This window comes from Chlamydia muridarum str. Nigg, assembly GCF_000006685.1.
Taxonomy (GTDB): Bacteria; Chlamydiota; Chlamydiia; order Chlamydiales; family Chlamydiaceae; genus Chlamydia; species Chlamydia muridarum.
In genome coordinates, this window is the sequence record NC_002620.2 from 891,306 (window position 1) to 911,504 (window position 20,199).

A 20,199-nucleotide genomic window follows, 5' to 3' on the forward strand; every position below is an offset into this window, starting at 1 on the left:
CTTCTCATGACAAAAAAAATTATTTTACGAATTGCCTATCAAGGGACCGCTTACTCTGGATGGCAATATCAACCTAATGCTCTCTCGATTCAAGAAGTCTTAGAAACTCTTCTTCAGAAAATTTCTAGAACACGAATTTCTGTAATAGCTTCTGGGCGTACAGATGCGGGAGTACATGCTCAGGGCCAAGTTGCTCACTTTTGTTGTCCAGACCATCCTCATTTTTCTGATCCAGGGCAAATAAAAAAAATGCTCAATGCTCTTTTGCCTCACGATATTGTCATTCGAGATGTTATTGCAACCAACGAAGACTTTCACTCTCGATTTTCCGCCATCACTAAAGAATACCATTATACCCTCTCGTTACTACCTAAGCCCCTTCCTCATCACCGACTATTTTGTTTTAGTCCTCGCCATAAGTTGTGTTTAGAAAGCATGCGAGAAGCAGCAAAATACTTAGTGGGCACGCATGATTTTGCTTCTTTTGCAAATCTTGGAAGAGAGTACTCTTCCACGGTACGAACCCTCTATGCTCTAGATTTATTAGAACAAGAGCATCTGGTCACTGTTATATGCAAAGGGAATGGGTTCCTTTACAAAATGGTACGCAATATTGTAGGAGCTTTGCTTGACATTGGCAAAGGAAAATACCCCCCAGAACATCTTCTTGAAATGCTAGAAAAAAAAGATCGTAAAAAAGGGCCTCCTTCAGCGCCTCCTTACGGTCTTTCTTTACATCACGTGTGTTATCCTTCCCCGTATCACTGGTTTTGTAAACACGAGCATAACTCCTCTAACGAGGAAAAATAGTAGCATTCTCTTCCTGGGAATAAAGATTTTGTTTCCTCTAAGGAGAATGCTGCATTCACAGCTACCATAGTTGAGGGTACCCCGGATAATGCTTGCAGCCCTTTCAAACTATCTTCAAATCCGATTACCCGATCCCCTTCCCTTACAAAACGTTTCCAAGCCAATTGATAACTATCTGAATCTGGTTTGGGGTTAGTATAATCCTCTCGAGTTATCCAGAATTGCATACACTCCAAAATAGGGTGTGCGGCTCGAACAGGTAAAGTCGACTCTTTGGAAGAATTTGTCACAACACCTAAACGCTTCCCTTCTAACAAAGGAAGTAATGTCTCAACTCCAGGCATTAACTGCACATGTTCGCTTAATAAAAGATCTTGATAATAGCGATCTCTATCTAAGAAATAATCAGGGAAGAATGTTTGCGTCTGAGGAAAAAGCTCTATAAAAGATTTTTGAAACTTCTCCCTTCCCAACATAGCTAAAGAATAATATTGATTAAAAGATAACGTAATAGGGATTTGATATCGATTCCACGTCTCTAAACAAGCTTGATAAAACAAAGGCTCGGTATTGATTAACAATCCATCTAAATCAAAAAAATATACCTCATAATCATCTATGCGCATAGATTCTCCTCTCCTATTAAAGACGAAAGTACTAGATATGGTACTTTTTCTCTAACGGATATATAAGCCTTTTCCTATTCAGCGTAAAACCTATGAATCCCAAACTCTTTCTATTATTATTCCTATCGAGTCTTTTGTCAGGATGCTCAACCGAAAACACCCCCTCCTACATAGAAGCTGCTCGTGTTACAACCCAAAGCTCAGGCTCCCTCATCCTTTATCCCCAAATAGAATGTCGATCTGCTCCCACTTACAACTGGCCCTCTCCGAAATCTCCTGTTATCACTAACTACTCATTCCATTGCCAAGGAACTTCTGGATCGTTATCCATGGAAAAGACTCTTGTCTTTGACTGCAATGGAATCAAACATCTAGCAAAACCTTTTCCTGTTCACCCTTTTCTAGTTACCATCGCTCAACATATTCATCACCACTTCCCTATTACCATTGAAGAAGGGTATTGTTGTCCTATGCACTACAATTTTCTCCAAGCTTCAGGAGTTTGCTTATCAAAACAACATTGCAATGGCCTCGCAGCAATTGTTTCGACTCAGCAACCTGTTTCCCCTCAAATGCTTGCTCCTATTCTCACCAAACTATACAAAGGGCCTCCCCTCCCCTCCAAAACATTAGTTATTTCTCAAACAACAATCCAAAACGAGGATTTTATTGTTTCTTCTGCTTTTAAAAAGGATAAACCTATCTTAATCATTGAAATTAAGAATGAGTAAATCCTTTTCTAAAAGCATTTTTCTTAACAAAAAACCCTCACTCCCATATACTTTGTCGTCGTAGGAACATCGCTTACCAGATGGGAGGGTTACTCCTTTCCTCTGTTTTCAGACTTAAATGATTATGCCGGCGTGGCGGAATGGTAGACGCGGTAGACTCAAAATCTACTCTTAGCAGTAAGGTGTTGGTTCGAGTCCAATCGCCGGCATTAATCGCCTTTCATTATTTGTATTGCTAATAATTCGTAAGAGTCTTTTCTTAAAAGAGAACGCCAACCCGATCTCTTGATATGAAAGAATTTGCTCTTCTCCCCTTATTAAAAAAAAAGAAAGGGTTTTTCTTATCGATCCTAGATCTCACACAAATCGAAGCTTCCCTCTCTCCTGAAGAACTTATTCCAGTATTACGGCAGAAAAAAACTCTTTTATCTTGTATAGAAAAAGTCGATCAGCAAATCAAAAAAATTCGGGATAGTTTCTCTTCAAGCCTTCCTCAAGAAATCCAGGAAGAGCTAACAGAAATACGCTCCGTTATTCAGCGCATTTTGGAAGCAGATAAAAAAAACTATTCTATAAGAAAAAACGAACTGGGAACTTATGCCAAAGATCGACACCTGTGATTCTTGCGTTTCCAACGACGAGCTTTTAGCCATTCGTGCACGAGTAACCCAATCGTACAGCGAAGCTCAAACTATCTTAACCTCCATTCCTGATGGAATCATCCTACTTTCAGAAGTTGGAGAAATCTTAATGTGTAATTCTCAAGCACGCTCTATTTTGGGAATTCCTGAAGATATCCAATTAATCCATCAGAAGTTTCATGATTTTTTCCCCGATACCTTTTTTGGATTCTCCGTGCAAGAAGCTCTAGAAAAAGAAATCCCTCCAAAAACGATTCGATTAACTCTATCTCAAGACCTTTCCCATAAAGAAGTTGAGGTATTCGTTAGAAAAAATATTTCTAATCAATTTCTATTTCTTCTTATCCGAGACCGTTCCGACTATCGACAGCTAGAACAAGCGATTGAAAAATATCGCAGCATCTCCGAACTGGGGAAAATAGCCGCTACCCTTGCTCATGAGATACGTAATCCTCTGACTGGAATTTCTGGATTTGCAACGATTCTTAAAGAAGAGCTCTCTTCAGAACGTCATCAACGTATGCTGAATGCTATCATAGAAGGATCCCGATCTTTAAATTCTCTCGTATCTTCTATGCTTGAATACACAAAAATACAGCCCCTGAATCTCCGCTCTATCGACATACAAGACTTTTTCTCTTCTTTAATCCCCGAGCTTTCATTAACATTTCCATCTTGCACATTCAGAAGAACTTACTCATCCCCCATACTGCATTCTATAGACCCAGATCGCTTACGATGCGTCATATGGAATCTCGTAAAAAATGCTGTTGAAGCATCTGATGATGAAGTTTTTCTAGAACTACATGAAAAAGGCTTGTCTGTCGTAAATACGGGAACTCTTCCCCTACATGTTCAAGAAAAACTCTTTATTCCTTTCTTCACAACAAAACCTCAGGGGAATGGACTAGGATTAGCAGAGGCTCATAAAATCATGCGATTGCATGGAGGAGATCTTATTGTTTCCAATCAAGACAATCTTATCACCTTTACCATCCTATGGACTCCTGCTTAAAAGCTGCTATTACAAAGACGATACCCATCTTGTAAAAATCCCATGTCTATAGAAAAAATTCTTATTATTGACGATGATCCCCGTATTCTTTCTCTGCTCTCTGAGCTATTGCATGCTAAGGGGTTTTCTGTTTCCTCCGCAACAGGAGTCAAGCAAGCTCTCAAACACATCCTGTCCCAAACGTTTGATCTGATCATTTCCGATATGAATATGCCTGACGGGTCAGGACTGGATGTCATCAAATACACAAAACAGAATTGCCCGCAAACCCCAATCTTAGTGATTACTGCTTTTGGCACCATTGAAAATGCCGTTAAAGCTATGCGTTTTGGAGCTTTTAACTATCTAACCAAACCTTTTTCTCCAGAGGCTCTTTTCACCTTAATTTCTAAAGCAGCAGAACTCCAATCTCTGCAACAAGAAAACCTATTCCTCCAATCACAAGGCTCGTCCTTATCTCATCCATTGATTGCAGAAAGCCTTTCTATGAAACAACTTCTCGATAAAGCCCGAAGAGCCGCAAATAGTTCCGCAAATATTTTTGTTCATGGAGAATCTGGATGCGGAAAAGAAAACCTCTCATTTTTTATACACAAACATTCTCCCCGATCCACGAAACCTTATATCAAAGTTAACTGTGCAGCCATCCCTGACACCCTCCTGGAGTCCGAATTCTTTGGTCATGAAAAAGGAGCCTTTACAGGAGCTACTACAAAAAAAGTCGGAAGATTCGAATTAGCCCATCAAGGGACTCTTTTACTAGATGAGATCACAGAAATTCCCATTCACCTGCAAGCAAAACTCTTACGAGCAATCCAAGAGCAAGAATTTGAGCACATCGGAGGAACCAAAACTCTCCCCGTAAATATTCGTTTTCTCGCCACCTCAAATCGTGATCTTCAAGAAGCTATGGAAACAAAGGTTCTTCGACAGGATCTCTACTATCGACTCAGTGTTATCTCTCTACACATCCCGCCTCTTCGCGATAGAAAAGAGGATATTCTACCTTTATCCCAGTACTATTTAGAAAAATTTTGTAAACTCAATAATAAACCTACTAAAACATTATCTTTAGAAGCCCAACAAAATTTTTTAGACTACCCATGGCCTGGGAATGTTCGAGAACTTTCTAATGTTCTTGAACGCACGGTCATTTTAGAAAATGACCCTATTATCACTCCTTCCATGCTATCCCTTCTTAATTAAGGAGTTTTTCTTGTATTTCAGACTCAATTCTGGTAACCTGGGTCCTTTCATTTAGAAAATTTGTGCACCGATAGCTCAACTGGATAGAGTACCTGGCTTCGGACCAGGTGGTTGGAGGTTCGAACCCTCTTCGGTGCGTCTTCTACCGAATTTCTTTCCAATTTTTACTATTCTAGTATAAGCGGCTTTTATAGCTATGACCGCTTGCAATGGAAGATTTTTTTATCTTATGAATACCTCTTCTGCAGATTCACGCTATCTTTTTGATCCTGTTCGCTGTAAACCCGTTCCCTCTCTTCCAGAGGAAAATGTAAGACAGGCCCTACTCTCTTTTCTCATCCAAGAGCTTTCCTATCCCTCAAAACAGATCATCGTAGAAAAAGGAATTAAATCCTTTATCCCTGCTTCACACCCCTCCTTGTCAAAAAAAATACGAGGGAGAGCAGACGTACTGATCATCTCCCCCTCCTCCTACGCTCCCCCAGGGAAATCCCCCATCTCTTTCTCTTATCCCAAACCCCTATTGCTAATCGAATGCAAAGCCAAAACCATCACCTCACGATCTTTCAATCAATTGATTAGCTATAATTATTTTATTGGAGCTCCGTGTCTGTCCTTGGTTAGCAAAAGCTCTCAAATGACAGGTTTTCTGTCCCCAGAAACAAAAACATTCGCCTTTTTCCAAGGGATTCCTTCATATTCTCAGCTTATAAATTTCTATATAGATACGTTTTCATGCAAATCATCCTCCCAGGAATCGTTCTAACCCACTCTCCAGCAGAAAAACAACATGTCATAGCAAAAATCTTCTCTCCTGCAGGGCTTCTCTCTGCCTTCGCAAAAAATGGAGCCTCTCTATCCTGTGATTTTCGAGAATCTCTGCTCCCTATTTCGTTCAGCCTTTTTACCATTCAACATACTCCTCCCAAAATGCGAAAAGTACTACAAGGAGAACTGAAAAATCCGTTCACAACGATTAAAAATTCTTATCGACTATTGCAAAGCACCGGAAAAATGATTCAAGCCATTCTCAAAACACAATGGCAAGAAAAACCTTCCCCCCAACTCTTTTCTCTTTTTTTAAACTTCCTTCAACGAATCCCTGAAACTCCTCATCCTTATTTTTTTTCTTCTATGTTCCTGCTTAAGCTTTTACAACATGAAGGAAGTTTAGATTTATCCCACTCCTGCACTCTGTGTAAAAGCTCTTTAGAATCCTCAACTGTTTATCGTCATGAAGGATCTCTATTTTGTGAAAAACATGCACACGAAAAAACTATCTTATTTAGCCAAGAAGAAGAGCAAATTTTAAGAATTATTGTACAAGCGAAGAAGTTTCAAGAGCTTATGTGTTTAGCAGAGTTCCCTATCGATATCGACTCCAAAATCGACTCTCTATTTTCCTCTTTCCTCACAGAAAAAATGAACGTTCTTCCCTAACTTCAGAAAGAGACAGCCTGGCTTAACGAAGAAGAATCGCCCCACCGTTACGAGTCTCTACATGGAAAGTAAGAGTAACAGGAGCTTCTCCTACTAAAGAATTCCGAAAAGTTTTTTTCCAAAAACCTCGTCCTTTTTTAACTAAATCCCCCTCAGCGATCACTTTACTATTCACATCAACTTGGGTGTAGACAATCACTCCAACATCTTTAGGGAGCATAATTGTGATCGGTTCTTGCTCATTACGGATATGAATAGAAGCGCTCTTTTTCCACTCCCCTCTAAAATCCAAATCCATTTTACAGGAGGTACAAGACAAGTTGACAAAAGATAGTTCTGGACACTCCCCCTTTATTTTCGAACGAAGCAAACCAAAAGATCCTTTATAAACCACGCTCTCCAACTTAGGAAAGCTTCCTGTTACATCAAACTGTACCCGTTTTTTTCGCTCTGCATGAATCTCCATAGTCTCCATATCTGGATACCGTCCAGAAAACACAAACCGATCCATATAAAACTGCTCTTCTTCTGCAAGGAAATGAGTACCAAAAGCAGGCAAACTGAAAGACCCTAAGATTGTTAATAGACAGATCAATATATGCACAATAACGCCTCTCTTCTGCACTATGGAAAGAAACAAAGATCTATGCATTTACAATAAACCATGCAAGCAAAAACCTATTGCTAGCATACTGAAAAGCCAAAAAGATTACCAAAATGAAAAGCTAGGGAATGATAATAAGCTAAGAATCTTGCGAAAGAGGGGACTCGAACCCCTAAGGAAAGCTCCACTACCACCTCAAGATAGCGCGTATACCAATTCCGCCACTTCCGCAAAAGAGAAGAAAGATCAGCTTACTCCGATCACTCTCTTTACTACAAGAAAAAACCTCTTTATCCCTATTTTTCTTATCTATTTTAAAGAAAACTCTTCATCTTCCCTAAAACAAACATCTTTCCTAAAATATCGTTTTATAAGTGAGCCTGAACGGAAAATCCTCCAGGCCTGCATCCCTTATTGTAAAGAAACTCTTGAATGTGAGACACTCTCCATTTCAATGATATAGACGGATTCTTCCATGCGCTGTTCTGCTTATTGCTCTGCTTCGTCCTATCATCTACACGTTCTTTTTCATCTTTTAAAGGCACGCTACCCTTCTGTCTTATCCCGAGAATACGTGCTCATTTCCTCTGAAGAGCTGAATGAAAGCGACAAAGCCGCTGTCTTTTTCCCATTTGGAGTTAGTGTGTTTTGGGGATGGGAAGAAGCTGAAGAACTTCAAGTGATCCAAGCTATCACCTCAGCATCAGTGGATCCTCTCCCTAACCCAGAAATTGATAGTTATGACTTCCATTATGGAGAGAAACTACAGATCCGTCGCGATAGACTTGTTCTCACCAACTCTAATTTAAACACAAAACTTGCTATTTCCTTTGGGTTAGCCCAATCTATCAAACTTACCGTCTTTGAAGAAACGATTTACAAAACAGTTGAAAACTCTAAATCTTTGCCTCAAGAACTTGCCTCTAAAGGGAAAATTTCTCTATCCCGTAAAACGATCGCAAAAAAGATTGGAGAGCTTTTCCTGGATAAAGCTTCCGTAAACCTACACTCTGACATTCTCGATGAGCCCGACTTTTTCTGGGAACATCCAGAAACCCAACCTTTTTATATTGATGTGTTGACCTGCCTAGATGTAAACGCGCGAGTAAATGTATTAAATCACAGACTTGCTATCCTAGGAGATGTTCTCGAGATTTTAAATGACCAACTTAATCATCAGCATTCTTCAGCTCTAGAGTGGACCGTGATCTGGTTAATTGCACTAGAGGTATTGGTCACCTTACTTAAAGACGTATTCAACATCATCTAAAAAACTATGAAAACCTCTTGGATCAAGATTTTTTTTCAAGGGATGATTCACCTATACCGTTGGACTATTTCTCCTCTTCTGGGCTCCCCATGTCGGTTTTTTCCCTCTTGCTCCGAATACGCCCTTGTAGCATTGAAAAAGCATCCTTTAAAGAGAAGTCTTTTTCTAATCGCTAATCGCTTACTAAAATGTGGCCCCTGGCACATTGGAGGAATTGATCTTGTCCCTGGGACCTCTATTGAAGAATACTTAGAATCTCCTGACGACAAGAATGTCCCACCTGATCAAGAAACTGTTTAGTATACGAAACCTCTTTAGGCAAAAGCTGAACAAAGTATTTCAAATCCGTATCAGAAAATTCATGCAATACCCAATCAGCATCATGCACTAACAAAAGAAGAGCTGCCAATGGTTCCTGCCTATCCACATAAGCTTTAAGAAACACCCTTCTTTGCTGATCAGAAATGGCGGTTTGAAGATTCTCTAAACAACACAGAGAAAAAAATAAATCTTCTCCCCCCTGGATCACCATTCTTGCCAAAGAAGCTACTGATGCAGCCTCAATTTCTGCTCCAAAAAGCAGTGAGCGCACATAAAGAAACTCTGGAATATGGCAAAAACGATATAGAATATCTTCGTTAACTATTCCCGCCTCCCAATCACGCGCCATAATTCTAAAGAATCCTTTCGAGGAAAAAGGAAATCTTTCCGTATGCAAGTACTGATTAATCCGAGAAAACTCCTGATCATTAATATCTGGAAGTAACCAAGTTTGTTCCGGGCTCTTAAGCTTAATAAACGTTAACGGGTGCGTTAGCATGGGAGTAATATCTAAGGAATATTTTTGTATGCCCATACTCAAAGCCCATAATTTTAACGGATGCCCAAAAACGAGTCTTTCTTCGCGTAATAAAATAATTAAATCGGCAAGAGACGCAGCTTCTAATCTTTCTAAAATATCTTCAGGGATTTTCCCTATTCGAGCACTTTTAGCAATGAGATGTCCCGGGAAAACTTGTAACTTATAGATATCTTTTCTGAAGACGGTCGAATAAATCAGGAGCAATAGCAAAATATTTACTATAGAGCTAAGAACCAGAGCTTGTTTTAACCACCTGATCGTTGTTTTATTTTTCATAAAAACTCCTACATCCCTCTCCCTCAAAATACTTGCTACTATACACGCCACTTCGTAAAATCTACCAAAAAAAAGCTGCATTTGCTCATGCTCACTCCTATCCCCTTATTACAAAGATTCTTTTCTTCCCCTCTTTCCATTAAGGAAATTTTACAAGCCTGTGATCGCATTGGAATTGAAGCGGAATGCTCGAATGTCTTTCCAGACTCTCTAAATACAGTCGTAACAGGAAAAGTATTGAGCACCTCCCCCCATCCTGATGCCGAACGACTTTCAGTTGCTATTGTTTTTGATGGTAAAGAAGAACGCCAAATTATTTGTGGGGCCCCCAATTGTCGCGCAGGAATCATCGTTCCTGTTGCGTTACCCGGAGCTAAAATCCGCAATGCTTTAGGAGAAGTAACCACAATCAAAAAATCTAAAATTCGTGGTCTAGAATCTCTAGGAATGTGTTGTGGAGCAGACGAATTAGGGTTTCCACATTTACAAACAGGGGAGCGCGGCATTTTTGAATTCCCGGAAAATACTCCCCTTGGAGAAAGCGCCTGCTTGCTGCTTGCTGGAGCTTCTTTGGAATGCTCTTTGACCCCCAATTTAGGCCATTGCGCATCCCTGCTTGGCCTAGCAAGAGAAATCTCCTTCTTATCTGACACTTCTCTTACCATTCCAGAGGAATTCTCTTTTAGTCCTCTACCGCAAGAATCCCATTCTTGTGATACACATAACCTCGAAGCGAGCCCTGTATTCTACTCCGTTAAAATCTCTGGATTGTCTTGGAAACAATCCCCTGAAGATTTGCAGGCATCCTTGATCGCCCTTGGACAGAAACCTTTGAATGCAATCGTAGATATCACAAACTATGTGATGCTCTCTTTAGGACAGCCCCTGCATGCTTACGATAGCCAAGCCGTTGATCAAAAATCGTTACACGCAACCACTGTACGCTCTCCCCAACAACTTACTCTTTTGAATAAGGAAACGTATACTCTTCCAGAAGGCGCTCTTGTCGTCGCAGATCAACATAACATTTTAGGACTAGCTGGAGTAATGGGAAGTGCCGCATCCGCATACTCTGAAAGCACAACAGAAATTATTTTAGAAGCGGCTTATTTTCTTCCTCAAGCAGTTAGAAAATATCAGCGTACTATTCAGCTACATACAGAAGCGGCTTATAGATTTACTCGAGGTATTGATCCTCAAGGAGTTTTGCCAGCATTGTATGCGGCCATCCACATGATTAGAGCCTTGTTCCCAGAGGCACAAATCTCCCCGATTCAAAAGATTGGAGAGTATAAATCGGATCCTTTATCGCTAAACATCCGCCCAAAAACACTTAAACGACTTCTGGACCTCTCTCTTTCTCCTTCTGAGATAGCAGAGAAACTCTCTCCTTTAGGATTTCAAACAATAGCAGAGGAATCTTCTGTTCGTGTAGAGGTCCCTCTTTATCGTCATGATATTCAAGAAGAGACCGACCTAGTAGAAGAGATCTGTCGCACAACACCTTTTGTTCAAAAGACACAAAAAATACTTCCGACCTATACTCCAATCTATGCTTTAAAACGCTCGTTATCCACATTCTTAGCAGATAGTGGTTTGCAACAATTCTTCACTTGTTCTCTCCTGGATTCAGAAATAGCAGCTCTCTCCTTACAAGAAAGCTCTCTCATCCCTGTGCAAAATTCCTCTCTGAAATTACGAGACTCTCTTCTTTCTGGGATGCTAAAAAGTGCAGCAACTAATCTCAACAGACAAGCTCCTTATGTTTATGCCTTTGAAATTGGGAATGTATACTCAAAAGAGCACAATCAATACCGAGAAGAAGAGCATATTGCAATTCTGCTAACTCGCCAAGTAATGGATGATTCTTGGCATGTAAAAACTCCTCTTTCCTTTTACACAATCAAAAGCTGGGTTGAGAAGTTATTATGTCATGCAGGAGTCTCCATCGAAGATTTTGTTCTTCAAGCTAGCCAACATCCGAACTTTCATCCTTATCGGCAGGCTGCTTTATACCATAAAAAACAGTTGTTAGGCGTCTTTGGGACATTGCATCCGCAATTGTGTAAGAAAAGCCAGATCAAACACGATGTAGTTTTTGCTGAGCTTTCTTTAAATGTTCTCCTGTCTTTGAAAAAGAAAACGGAACCACATTATGTCCCCTATCCTATCTATCCATCTTCTTCTAGAGACATTACAATTACAATAGATAAGGATCTTCCAGCGGATCTTGTACGTAGAGAACTTTTAAGTTTCGAATCTAAATGGCTTGAAAGTGTTCATATTGTCAGTGTATATCAAGGGAAGGACGTCACATCTCAAAGTAAAAATATCTCCCTTCGACTGGTCTTCCGTGATCACGAACGGACCTTGTCTGGGCAGGAAATAGAAAAAGAATACGAACGTCTCACTACATTACTGGATAAGAACTTAGCCAACATAGGAAAAGGCAACTCATGAAGCATTTCTTGTTTATCTGCGCCATCGCCCTCTCTCCTCTAGCATACGGAGCTGTTCAAAAGGATCCTATGTTAATGAAAGAAACCTTCCGCAACAATTATGGAATTATTGTTTCTAAACAAGAATGGAATAAGCGTGGGTGCGACGGATCCATTACGAGAGTATTCAAAGATGGGACAACAACCCTAGAAGTTTATGCACAGGGAGCCCTTCATGGAGAAATCACTCAAACATTCCCTCACTCAACTACTTTAGCTGTTGTAGAAACCTATGATCAGGGAAGACTTCTTTCTAAAAAAACCTTCTTCCCTAATGCACTTCCTGCTCAGGAAGAAATTTACCATGAAGACGGCTCTTTTTCACTAACTCGGTGGCCGGATAATAATAACTCCGACACCATTTCAAGCCCTTGCTTTGTAGAAAAAACTTACGGAGGAAGAGTACTAGAAGGCCACTATACCTCGTTTAATGGGAAGTACTCCTCAACAATTCTTAATGGCGAGGGAGTTCGTTCTACGTTTTCTTCTGATAATGTTCTACTAACAGAAGAGGCTTTCAGTGATGGAGAGATGGTTAAAAAGACGACCTTTTACTCAACTCGAGAACCTGAGACGATTACTCATTATGTCGGCGGCTATCCTCATGGAATGCGATTTACTTATCTTCCAGGAGGAATTCCAAATACTATTGAAGAATGGCGCTACGGACATCAAGATGGGCGCACCATTTTGTTTAAAAACGGGTGTAAGATAGCGGAAATTCCATTTGTACGTGGAGCAAAGAATGGAATAGAGCTCCGATACAATGAACAAGAAATTGTCGCAGAAGAAATTTCTTGGCAGCATAACATCTTGCACGGGGTCCGTAAAATTCATGCCGCAGGAGTATGTAAATCTGAATGGTATTACAAAGGCAAGCTTGTCTCGCAAACTAAGTTTGAACGGTTGAGCGCTGCCAGATAATTCAAACCCTTGGGGGCTCCCATGACTGAAAAGTTCTTTGTTGTTTCTCCAACGTCTAAGAACTTTTTAGCCCAGGCTTGCTCCCAAGGACTTTCTATAGATAAGTATCCCCCAATTCAGATCATTGTACATTTTCGAGGGGATTCTATTTTTCACTCGCGTCTCTCATTAGCTCCGGTTTTTACTTGCTTGTTTCTTGGCCCTGGGGCTCATAAGGCTATGGAAGGGATGGTGCATTGGTGTGAAGCTTATGCAAAAAAAAATCCCTCCCCATTATCTTTTCTAGACTTGTCTTCTTTCAAAGAAAAACAACTAGAGATCCTAAAAGCAGTAAGCCAAATATCCTTTGGCATTCGTAGTACATATCAGGCAATTGCTGAACAGACCGAAACAAGTAAAGAAGAAGTGCTTGCAACTTGCAAGCAAAATCCCCTACCACTTCTCATCCCTTGCCATCGGGTGCTTTCTGTAAAAGACTATCCGGGGGGACAAGCTCTTTATGAAATCCTTACCCGATTTGAAGGGATCTAACCCTGCATCTTAGGATCTAAAGCATCCCGAATCCCATCCCCAATCACTGCAATAGACATCAACAATAGTGTTAGCATCACAGCCGGAGGCCACAAGATGGCACTTTCAGAAGGAAATGCAGAAACCCCTTCTCGCAAAAGATTTCCCCAAGAAGCAGAGCTTTCCTCTCCTAGCCCTAAAAAAGTGAGTCCTGCTTCACAACTAATCATAGCCATCATAGAGAATGGTAATAAAGAAATTACTGGAACAATGACATTAGGCAAGATTTGATGAACCATAATATGGTAGTGACTATAACATAAATTTGTAGCAGCTAACACATACCCTAAATTTCTTTGCTTCAAAGTTTCTATACGAACATACCGACTAATGCTGACCCATCCAAAGCATCCTAGTAATACCGAATCTAATATCAGAGATTTCTTCTGAGTGATTGCCACCACAAGCATAAGAATGAATAACATGGGCATGGTCTCCCAAATTTCAGTCACTCGCGATAACAACATATCGATTTTGCCACCAAAGTATCCGGATAACAATCCAACAATAGTTCCTATGAATAAAGCTATGGTAACTCCTAATCCCCCAACAACAATGGCTATGCGAATGCCAAAAATAAGAGACGCAAGTAAATCTTTTCTATTGATACGCGTAAGCTGCCACCAATGAACGTACTTATTCATCTCGCGAGATCCTCCGGCATCATCTTCCCAATGAAAATTACTTAACAGAGGATTCAAAATCATCCGGACTTTTTCTGATTCTGTTTCTATCCAAGAACGTTTATCAACAATAAACGCGATAGAATTATTCAACGCTTCCCGCTCTTCCAAAAGATAACGAACGAAAGCCAACCGTTGGCGAAAAGGAGCTTCCTTTTCCTCAAGAGCCTTATATTCCGCAAGCAACTCTTCTTCAGGGAGCTGCTCATATACAGCCATTTTTAAAGCATGTTCCAAACGAGCTTTAGCCATTAAATAGGGCCGATAGTCTTCAAGCAGATCCCCAAAGCCGTTAAATCCCTCTGGATAAGAATCCTGTAGCTTATTGATTTTATTTTTAAAAAACCGCAAGCTCGCCGTTTCATTCTTCATTTCTAAAAAATGCAACGTAGGCATATGAGATTTCTTAACTATCTCATAGGTTTCCCTCTGCTTTTCAAGTCGATCATGCTGCTGCTTACGATATTTAGCCTTAACAAGCATGCCTAACTGTTCATACTTACTCATATAGGCACGCTCGCTTTCCCAGGTTCGCGTTCTTTTAGGAATCATGGAGAGAAACTCTGCTTGAGGACTGCTAGAAAAACTCTTTTGAATATGCTCAGACCGAATTTTCTTTAACGCCCCATCTCGACAAGGATCTTGAATCCCTCCTCTCAAAGCAAAAGAGAACACAGAAATATGAATACAGGCAACTAAAGATAAAAATAGTTTTCTCCTTATACCGACTAAATAACGCACCCCCAGAACAACAAAAGGAAGCGTGAGCATCAACACATTAAAAAATAAATCTATAGACTTAGTATAAAATCCTGGGAATAGCAAATAGCGGAACAACGGAGAGTACCACTCCCCTTGCCAATAAACAAGAATGGGTTTGCTGCAAGCAAATAAAGGAGCATAAACTCCCACAAGCATCAGCCCAATAAAAAACTTCAGAGCTATAGAAGGGAGCGTGCGCTTATTATACGCAAGGGAAAACCGCTGATAAGATGTTTTCGGTCCATGCATCTTACACCTTCCTTTCTTCTAACTGAACACGTGGATCAAGAAGAACATAACAAATATCCCCTATTAAATAGCCGATAAGCGAAATAACAGATCCCATGATAACAGAAAACATCACTACATTATGATCACGATTTAGAATGGCCTGGTAAAAAAACTTTCCAAAACCATCTATATCAAACAAAGTTTCCACAACTAAAGCTCCTCCCAGCAAAGCACTTAGAGAAGAAGCTAGGGAGGTGATCAATGTTGCTGCGGAGTTTTTTCCAACATGTCGGATGAGAATGTCATACTGAGAAATCCCTCGTGCTCGCAGTGCAGGAATATGATCTTCTCCTAAGACTTCTAAAAACACTGCACGACTGAGCCGAGACTGCGCAGCAAAAGCTCCGTAGCTGACTGCACAAAAAGGAAGGAAGCTGTGTAATACAATATCTATAAGCTTCTCTAATGAAGTCATGTCTTTAAAGACTTCAGGAGACGAACATAGTCCACTATACGGCATAGAAATAGAGGTAAAAGGAACCGTTTTGTTCAAAACAAAATTGTCAATAATCCAAGGAACGGCAACAAAAACTGGGATAGAGAATAAAATTAAAAAGAGGAAATTAAGAAGATGATCTATCCAACGATTTTTATTCACTGCCATGATCATTCCAAATACTTGGCATAGTACAAAAACAACGATCATAGGAAGTAGCGATAGAACAAGAGAGGACCCTAAACGTTTGATCACTTCAGAAACAACTGTTTTATGGCAATCATTACGTAGCGTTCCAAAATCCAATCTAATAATCCGAGAAAGGTACTTTGCAAAACGAGTCTCTAGGAAAAAAATCCTCCAAAGATCGCCACGCATCAATTTATCCCTTCCACCTTCTTTCTCAACCCACGCTCGTAACCCCGCAACTTTCACTTCAATATCATCTTCATTAAGCAAACGAACTAATTCCGCATTACTCTTAGACACTTTCTGATTATATTCTCGTTGTTCCTCGAGCAGGCGTGCCCCAACTATACCCTGACGAATTCCTCCCCGAATAAATAAGTCCGCAGCAATATGACGATAGTTATCTGCTTGCGAAGGATCCTCTGCTTCCGCTAGTAAAGCTGGCATAATAAACTTAGCGCAATCACCCCAGTATACTTTGACATTGGTCACACATCCTGTTTTATTTTTTTTATGAATCGTACCATCGATAATCTCTTGAATTCCCGCACGTAGCTCCGCACGAGAAATTTGTGGTCGAGTATTAAAGAAGATAGGAAGTGTTAACCCATAATGCTCTCTAAACTGTAAATAACGATCTGGGCCTTTATATGTACGGATCTTATCCGACCGACCCGCTTCCCCTTGAGCATCCACACTATGTTCCTCAAGAAGGTCTCCTGGAGCAGCATTAAGAATAACAAAATTTACAGAAATAATCGCAAAAAGAGTCAAAGGAATCAGGCATAACCGTTTTAAGATATAGCGGAGCATTGTCCCTCCTCTCTATCTACCCACATCATCGACAGATTCACTGTTTCATCCTGGGCCCCAGGAATCCAATCCGGATGTTCTGTTGGAATGAAAATATTTTTTACATACTTCTTATGAACCAAGGAGTATTGTCTTGAATACAGAAAAGCATAAGGAGATTCTTCATGAATCACCTCATGGAAACGATGATATAGCTCCTGCCGTTTATTCGGATCGTACTCATAACTCAGCTGTTCTATAATACGGTCAGCTTCTTTATTACAGAATCCTACAGCATTTGCTGAGCCCTTCTCTAAAGCCCCTTCTGAGTGCCACAAGGAGCGCGGATCCTCCGGAGGAGTTCCTAAACTCCATCCAGAAAGGATGGCATCAAAATTCTTCTCTTCAAGAGCTTGTGAATAATCCGCCATATCTAGCCCAAGTAAACAACATTCGATGCCGATTTCTTTGCATACCGTGGCCACATATTCAGCAATAGTTCTTGCTGTCACACTTTTTACATAGTAGCACAGTCGGAATCGGAAGGGCACTACTACCCCATCTATCACTTTCTCTCGAATTCCATCTCCATCAGCATCAACCCAGCCTTCTTCTTCCAATTTACGAGACGCCTCTTCTGGAGAGTACTGCCAGCCTTCTACACTTCTATTATACGATGGAGAACAAAGAGAAAAGGGCCCAGTTATTGAGGATCCTCGTCCATCTAAGCACTGCTCAATGATACGATCCCGATCAATTAGCATATTCATCGCCTGTCGAACTGCTCGATCTTTAAAGAAAAGAGAAAGACAATTCCATCCAATATAAGAATAGGACCGATCCGAAGAATTTTTTTCTATGATAGCCCCTCCTTTAGCTGCCTGTTCTTTATAGGCTGCAGTCTTCATAAAGCTAGCAAGGTTGTCCACTTGATTAGGAGGGAAATAAGCAATATCCACTTTACCCGCTTTGAAATCTTGGAAGAGTGAGTCTGTGCTGTCTTTCATATAGACATACCGCTTCTCTACAAGAGCAGCAAAAGGATTATAATAATTAGGATTTCTCACCAAAGCGATCTTCTCATCATCCATCCCTGCAAATCGGAAAGCTCCACAGCTGACTATATAGTTATAAGCCCAGTGCGAAGAAAAATTTTGAGCCCATACGGAATCTTTCCGATAGGTATCCGGATCAGAATCATCGTGAACAATTTTTTCCCCATTCGCGAAATACTTGTATACAAAGCATGGAAGAGGTTGAAGAGCCAATGTATTGATAAAGGCCGAATACAATACTTTCTTTTCCTCTTCCCCCTGTTCGTTGTTCACAGTATGAGCTCGCCAACGCACAACTAATTTCAAATCATTTTCTACACGAACAGAAACCACATCTTCAAAATATGATCTCATGGCCACAGCACGCATTTCTGCTACATAAGGATTCATGACTACGTCATAGTAAAACTTCACATCATGAGCAGTTACTGGGTGGGGTCTTAAAAAAGACTCTGCCAAAGTCACATTTTTAGGGAAGAGCGTTGGATCGATTGGTTCCCAAAACATATTTGGCCGTAGATAAATGTGGAATTCTTTATCCCCTGATCCGTCCTGTGCATAATGTTCTTCTATCTTTACAGCAAGACTAGGAGCAAACTCTTCATACTTACCAATATGTTCCGTGGCCAAAGAAGGAACACATAACTCATAAAATCGCACGATATTGACAAAGCCATTAAACGGGCTCAAATTGTCAGGTCGTCCCACTTGAGCTGTACGAAGGACTCCTTTCGGAACAAACCCTTCTTTTAATAACGAAGGAACTACTTTTTCAACGTAAGGGTCCTCACATAATAAATTGGGTAAAGAAGGATCCCCGCAATCTGCGTACACACATGGCTCAGGAGAAGCCTGAGAATTCATGGTTTGCACAAAATTGCTTTGCTGATTCGAAATCCTAACTAGCTCAAGAACATCTTCGTGCAACGCCTTCAGCTCTCTTTTAATCGCTTTAATATCTTTTTCAAGTAAATCTGAGGACCAATACAGTAGGAATAAGGATAGAACCAATATCGTTCGTATAATTTTATCTATCATGCATTGTCTCCTCTATTCGTTGAAAACGCACCCAAAAGCCAAGAGACAAACCTTGTCTCGAATACTTTTATCAATTCGAATTTTGAATTCTAGTACCTGGAGAATTATAGCAAAAGAAAAGCTTTTTCCTCTCATGAACAAGATTCTTCAATTACGAGGAAAGCGATATTAAAAAATATATTGATGCGCTGTATGGATAAAGAGATTTTTTAAAAAGAAAAAGGAGAGTCGAAAAATCAACTCTCCTTCAGACAAAACGATCAAACAGATTATTCGCCTTTTGTTTCTTGAGAAGTTTCTTCACCTTCGCAGCAAAAAGCAGCTACCAAAGAATCAGATTTTTCTTCTTCTTTATCACCAGCGTAAACAGAGCAAGAAGAAGCTAACAGTGCGAGTAAAAGTAATTTTTTCATCGGGTTCTCCTTTTGATAGGTAGATTTCGCGAATTATCCAAGCCTCTTATTTCTTCCCTCAACAATTGTCTTAGAGAAGTGGGCCTAAGCCATATAAGCTTGGCCAAACTTTAAGAAAATTTGAAAATATAGGCAAGGAAAAGGATGGCTTCTAGTTAGTTGCGGATTAGAAAGGATCCTGATTAATGCAAAATAAGGAATCGTTTTAATTGGCGGAAAGAGAGCTGATAAAGAGATGGGATCCCTCGACTATCTAAAGCCATATCAATACGAGGAATGCTATGCTGTGATTGCATCGAGTAAAAAAAACTCGCAGCATCCCCTAACACAAAAGAATAGCGGTAAACCTCCTGAACAAAATGTTGACTCACCAAATCACTTTTTCCAAAAGGATAAAAAAAGACTTCCACAGGAGCCTGTATAGCCTCTTCTAGTAAAATTTTAGACAATGAAATTTCAGTATGTAAATAAGGAGGGGAGTTTTTAAGGTTTCTAATAGCAAACCCTGAAGAGGCAAATCGAATAATCGAACTTTGAGCCATATGACAAAGTTCTTTAACCGAACAAAAGGGCTGATAATAAGAAAATATTTCGTCTTGAAAAGCTAGAAAATCCGATGGCGAAATTCGCATATCAATGGGAAGATTTTCACTTTCTAAACGGGATACGTATCTCCAAGCAACTCCAACAACCGCAGGAATCTGGAATTTCTGAAGAAAAGGAAAGACATGCTTGTAAAAATCAACAGAAGCATAATCGAATGTCAGTATGATTGCTTTCCTATTAGGGAGAGGATCTCCGGGCAGAATAAACGAATAATGCTGCTTGAGAGAGTGCAAAAAATCTAAAAACGATCTGAGGGCATAAGGAAACTTAGAAAAAGCAACCTGTCGATAGGCTAAGACGCGGAGCATGGATCAACTGAAGGAATTGCAAAAGGGTCCTCTGGATAAATGACTACCTGTCCGGAAATGATCGTTAGATTACGCTCTTTTCCCTCAGGAGTAAGCTCTGCTGTTTCCGTAGAACAGACTTCAGAAGTAGGTAAGGAGATCGGCATAACACAA

Annotated in this window: 21 protein-coding genes and 3 tRNA genes; 14 read left to right on the forward strand and 10 right to left on the reverse strand. The window is 40.2% G+C overall.

Annotation, left to right across the window (positions count from 1 at the left end; genetic code table 11):
* Positions 1–6: 6 nt before the first annotated feature.
* Positions 7–810 carry a tRNA pseudouridine(38-40) synthase TruA gene (gene truA, locus TC_RS03785; protein ID WP_010231435.1) on the forward strand — a complete coding sequence of 268 codons (804 nt, stop codon included), beginning with the start codon at positions 7–9 and terminating at the stop codon, positions 808–810.
* On the opposite strand, the gene TC_RS03790 is transcribed toward truA, so the two are convergent.
* A complete protein-coding gene (locus tag TC_RS03790; RefSeq protein ID WP_010231437.1) occupies positions 762–1,436 on the reverse strand; it encodes an HAD family hydrolase in 675 nt (224 codons plus the stop codon). The genes truA and TC_RS03790 overlap by 49 nt on opposite strands.
* Before the next feature lie 92 nt (positions 1,437–1,528).
* On the opposite strand from TC_RS03790, the gene TC_RS03795 reads away from it, so the two are divergent.
* From TC_RS03795 to recO, 8 genes are all read left to right on the forward strand, one after another.
* A complete protein-coding gene (locus tag TC_RS03795) occupies positions 1,529–2,167 on the forward strand; it encodes a hypothetical protein (RefSeq protein WP_010231440.1) in 639 nt (212 codons plus the stop codon).
* A 126-nt stretch (positions 2,168–2,293) separates the two neighbouring features.
* Positions 2,294–2,376: transfer RNA gene (locus TC_RS03800), tRNA-Leu, on the forward strand.
* Between the two features lie 81 nt (positions 2,377–2,457).
* Entirely contained in the window at positions 2,458–2,787 is a 330-nt protein-coding gene (locus TC_RS03805) for a hypothetical protein (RefSeq protein WP_010231443.1), read from the forward strand.
* Positions 2,765–3,823: a two-component system sensor histidine kinase NtrB gene (locus TC_RS03810; RefSeq protein ID WP_010231446.1), complete on the forward strand. Its 1,059-nt coding sequence runs from the start codon at positions 2,765–2,767 to the stop codon at positions 3,821–3,823. The genes TC_RS03805 and TC_RS03810 overlap by 23 nt, the downstream gene beginning before the upstream one ends.
* 42 nt (positions 3,824–3,865) lie before the next feature.
* On the forward strand, positions 3,866–5,029 hold the full coding sequence (locus TC_RS03815; RefSeq protein ID WP_010231448.1) for a sigma-54-dependent transcriptional regulator: 1,164 nt from the start codon (positions 3,866–3,868) through the stop codon (positions 5,027–5,029).
* Between the two features lie 64 nt (positions 5,030–5,093).
* Positions 5,094–5,167 (forward strand) — tRNA-Arg (locus TC_RS03820).
* 91 nt (positions 5,168–5,258) lie between these two features.
* On the forward strand, positions 5,259–5,795 hold the full coding sequence (locus TC_RS03825) for a type I restriction enzyme HsdR N-terminal domain-containing protein (RefSeq protein WP_010231452.1): 537 nt from the start codon (positions 5,259–5,261) through the stop codon (positions 5,793–5,795).
* Positions 5,765–6,469 (forward strand): DNA repair protein RecO, encoded by a 705-nt coding sequence (recO, locus tag TC_RS03830; protein WP_010231455.1) that lies wholly within the window; start codon positions 5,765–5,767, stop codon positions 6,467–6,469. Before TC_RS03825 ends, recO begins: the two co-directional genes overlap by 31 nt.
* Positions 6,470–6,491: 22 nt before the next feature.
* Here recO and TC_RS03835 read toward each other — a convergent pair whose 3' ends face one another.
* Together TC_RS03835 and TC_RS03840 are read right to left on the reverse strand one after the other, a co-directional pair.
* The gene (locus tag TC_RS03835) at positions 6,492–7,094 is read right to left on the reverse strand and encodes a hypothetical protein (RefSeq protein ID WP_010231458.1); all 603 of its coding nucleotides are present in this window, start codon (positions 7,092–7,094) and stop codon (positions 6,492–6,494) included.
* A 128-nt stretch (positions 7,095–7,222) separates the two neighbouring features.
* A tRNA-Leu gene (locus TC_RS03840) sits at positions 7,223–7,304 on the reverse strand.
* 244 nt (positions 7,305–7,548) lie between these two features.
* Here TC_RS03840 and TC_RS03850 point away from each other — a divergent pair.
* Together TC_RS03850 and yidD are read left to right on the forward strand one after the other, a co-directional pair.
* Positions 7,549–8,343 (forward strand): RMD1 family protein, encoded by a 795-nt coding sequence (locus TC_RS03850; protein ID WP_010231461.1) that lies wholly within the window; start codon positions 7,549–7,551, stop codon positions 8,341–8,343.
* Positions 8,344–8,349: 6 nt separating this feature from the next.
* On the forward strand, positions 8,350–8,643 hold the full coding sequence (gene yidD, locus TC_RS03855) for a membrane protein insertion efficiency factor YidD (protein ID WP_010231464.1): 294 nt from the start codon (positions 8,350–8,352) through the stop codon (positions 8,641–8,643).
* On the opposite strand, the gene TC_RS03860 is transcribed toward yidD, so the two are convergent.
* Positions 8,579–9,481 (reverse strand): hypothetical protein, encoded by a 903-nt coding sequence (locus tag TC_RS03860; RefSeq protein WP_010904394.1) that lies wholly within the window; start codon positions 9,479–9,481, stop codon positions 8,579–8,581. The genes yidD and TC_RS03860 overlap by 65 nt on opposite strands.
* Positions 9,482–9,568: 87 nt before the next feature.
* Here TC_RS03860 and pheT point away from each other — a divergent pair, with 87 nt between their 5' ends.
* From pheT to TC_RS03875, 3 genes are read left to right on the forward strand one after another with little or no spacing between them, the layout of a single operon-like run.
* Positions 9,569–11,941 carry a phenylalanine--tRNA ligase subunit beta gene (gene pheT / locus TC_RS03865; RefSeq protein WP_010231469.1) on the forward strand — a complete coding sequence of 791 codons (2,373 nt, stop codon included), beginning with the start codon at positions 9,569–9,571 and terminating at the stop codon, positions 11,939–11,941.
* Positions 11,938–12,903, forward strand: a complete 966-nt coding sequence (locus TC_RS03870; RefSeq protein WP_010231472.1) for a toxin-antitoxin system YwqK family antitoxin — start codon at positions 11,938–11,940, stop codon at positions 12,901–12,903. Before pheT ends, TC_RS03870 begins: the two co-directional genes overlap by 4 nt.
* 21 nt (positions 12,904–12,924) lie before the next feature.
* A complete protein-coding gene (locus TC_RS03875) occupies positions 12,925–13,434 on the forward strand; it encodes an MGMT family protein (RefSeq protein ID WP_010231476.1) in 510 nt (169 codons plus the stop codon).
* On the opposite strand, the gene TC_RS03880 is transcribed toward TC_RS03875, so the two are convergent.
* The 6 genes from TC_RS03880 to TC_RS04880 form a co-directional block, all read right to left on the reverse strand.
* Positions 13,431–15,167 (reverse strand): ABC transporter permease, encoded by a 1,737-nt coding sequence (locus TC_RS03880; RefSeq protein ID WP_010231479.1) that lies wholly within the window; start codon positions 15,165–15,167, stop codon positions 13,431–13,433. The two genes, TC_RS03875 and TC_RS03880, sit on opposite strands and share 4 nt — an antisense overlap.
* A 1-nt stretch (position 15,168) precedes the next feature.
* Complete coding sequence (locus TC_RS03885) at positions 15,169–16,647, reverse strand: ABC transporter permease (RefSeq protein ID WP_010231483.1); 1,479 nt, start codon at positions 16,645–16,647, stop codon at positions 15,169–15,171.
* Positions 16,629–18,719 carry an ABC transporter substrate-binding protein gene (locus TC_RS03890; protein ID WP_010231485.1) on the reverse strand — a complete coding sequence of 697 codons (2,091 nt, stop codon included), beginning with the start codon at positions 18,717–18,719 and terminating at the stop codon, positions 16,629–16,631. The genes TC_RS03885 and TC_RS03890 overlap by 19 nt, the downstream gene beginning before the upstream one ends.
* Before the next feature lie 269 nt (positions 18,720–18,988).
* Positions 18,989–19,132 carry a hypothetical protein gene (locus tag TC_RS04885; RefSeq protein WP_010231488.1) on the reverse strand — a complete coding sequence of 48 codons (144 nt, stop codon included), beginning with the start codon at positions 19,130–19,132 and terminating at the stop codon, positions 18,989–18,991.
* Between the two features lie 182 nt (positions 19,133–19,314).
* On the reverse strand, positions 19,315–20,046 hold the full coding sequence (locus TC_RS03895; protein ID WP_010231490.1) for a polysaccharide deacetylase family protein: 732 nt from the start codon (positions 20,044–20,046) through the stop codon (positions 19,315–19,317).
* Positions 20,031–20,192 carry a hypothetical protein gene (locus TC_RS04880; protein ID WP_010904396.1) on the reverse strand — a complete coding sequence of 54 codons (162 nt, stop codon included), beginning with the start codon at positions 20,190–20,192 and terminating at the stop codon, positions 20,031–20,033. The genes TC_RS03895 and TC_RS04880 overlap by 16 nt, the downstream gene beginning before the upstream one ends.
* Positions 20,193–20,199: the final 7 nt, after the last annotated feature.

What these genes read in the sequence shown, in the direction of transcription:
- TC_RS03875 (WP_010231476.1), top strand. Translation starts at nt 12,925, where the DNA reads ATGACTGAAAAGTTCTTTGTTGTTTCTCCAACGTCTAAGAACTTTTTA.
- TC_RS03825 (WP_010231452.1), top strand. Translation starts at nt 5,259, where the DNA reads ATGAATACCTCTTCTGCAGATTCACGCTATCTTTTTGATCCTGTTCGC.
- TC_RS03850 (WP_010231461.1), top strand. Translation starts at nt 7,549, where the DNA reads ATGCGCTGTTCTGCTTATTGCTCTGCTTCGTCCTATCATCTACACGTT.
- TC_RS03860 (WP_010904394.1), bottom strand. Translation starts at nt 9,481, where the DNA reads ATGAAAAATAAAACAACGATCAGGTGGTTAAAACAAGCTCTGGTTCTT.
- TC_RS03895 (WP_010231490.1), bottom strand. Translation starts at nt 20,046, where the DNA reads ATGCTCCGCGTCTTAGCCTATCGACAGGTTGCTTTTTCTAAGTTTCCT.
- TC_RS03790 (WP_010231437.1), bottom strand. Translation starts at nt 1,436, where the DNA reads ATGCGCATAGATGATTATGAGGTATATTTTTTTGATTTAGATGGATTG.
- pheT (WP_010231469.1), top strand. Translation starts at nt 9,569, where the DNA reads ATGCTCACTCCTATCCCCTTATTACAAAGATTCTTTTCTTCCCCTCTT.
- TC_RS03810 (WP_010231446.1), top strand. Translation starts at nt 2,765, where the DNA reads ATGCCAAAGATCGACACCTGTGATTCTTGCGTTTCCAACGACGAGCTT.
- TC_RS03795 (WP_010231440.1), top strand. Translation starts at nt 1,529, where the DNA reads ATGAATCCCAAACTCTTTCTATTATTATTCCTATCGAGTCTTTTGTCA.
- yidD (WP_010231464.1), top strand. Translation starts at nt 8,350, where the DNA reads ATGAAAACCTCTTGGATCAAGATTTTTTTTCAAGGGATGATTCACCTA.
- truA (WP_010231435.1), top strand. Translation starts at nt 7, where the DNA reads ATGACAAAAAAAATTATTTTACGAATTGCCTATCAAGGGACCGCTTAC.
- TC_RS04885 (WP_010231488.1), bottom strand. Translation starts at nt 19,132, where the DNA reads ATGAAAAAATTACTTTTACTCGCACTGTTAGCTTCTTCTTGCTCTGTT.
- TC_RS03880 (WP_010231479.1), bottom strand. Translation starts at nt 15,167, where the DNA reads ATGCATGGACCGAAAACATCTTATCAGCGGTTTTCCCTTGCGTATAAT.
- TC_RS04880 (WP_010904396.1), bottom strand. Translation starts at nt 20,192, where the DNA reads ATGCCGATCTCCTTACCTACTTCTGAAGTCTGTTCTACGGAAACAGCA.
- TC_RS03890 (WP_010231485.1), bottom strand. Translation starts at nt 18,719, where the DNA reads ATGATAGATAAAATTATACGAACGATATTGGTTCTATCCTTATTCCTA.
- recO (WP_010231455.1), top strand. Translation starts at nt 5,765, where the DNA reads ATGCAAATCATCCTCCCAGGAATCGTTCTAACCCACTCTCCAGCAGAA.
- TC_RS03805 (WP_010231443.1), top strand. Translation starts at nt 2,458, where the DNA reads ATGAAAGAATTTGCTCTTCTCCCCTTATTAAAAAAAAAGAAAGGGTTT.
- TC_RS03815 (WP_010231448.1), top strand. Translation starts at nt 3,866, where the DNA reads ATGTCTATAGAAAAAATTCTTATTATTGACGATGATCCCCGTATTCTT.
- TC_RS03870 (WP_010231472.1), top strand. Translation starts at nt 11,938, where the DNA reads ATGAAGCATTTCTTGTTTATCTGCGCCATCGCCCTCTCTCCTCTAGCA.
- TC_RS03885 (WP_010231483.1), bottom strand. Translation starts at nt 16,647, where the DNA reads ATGCTCCGCTATATCTTAAAACGGTTATGCCTGATTCCTTTGACTCTT.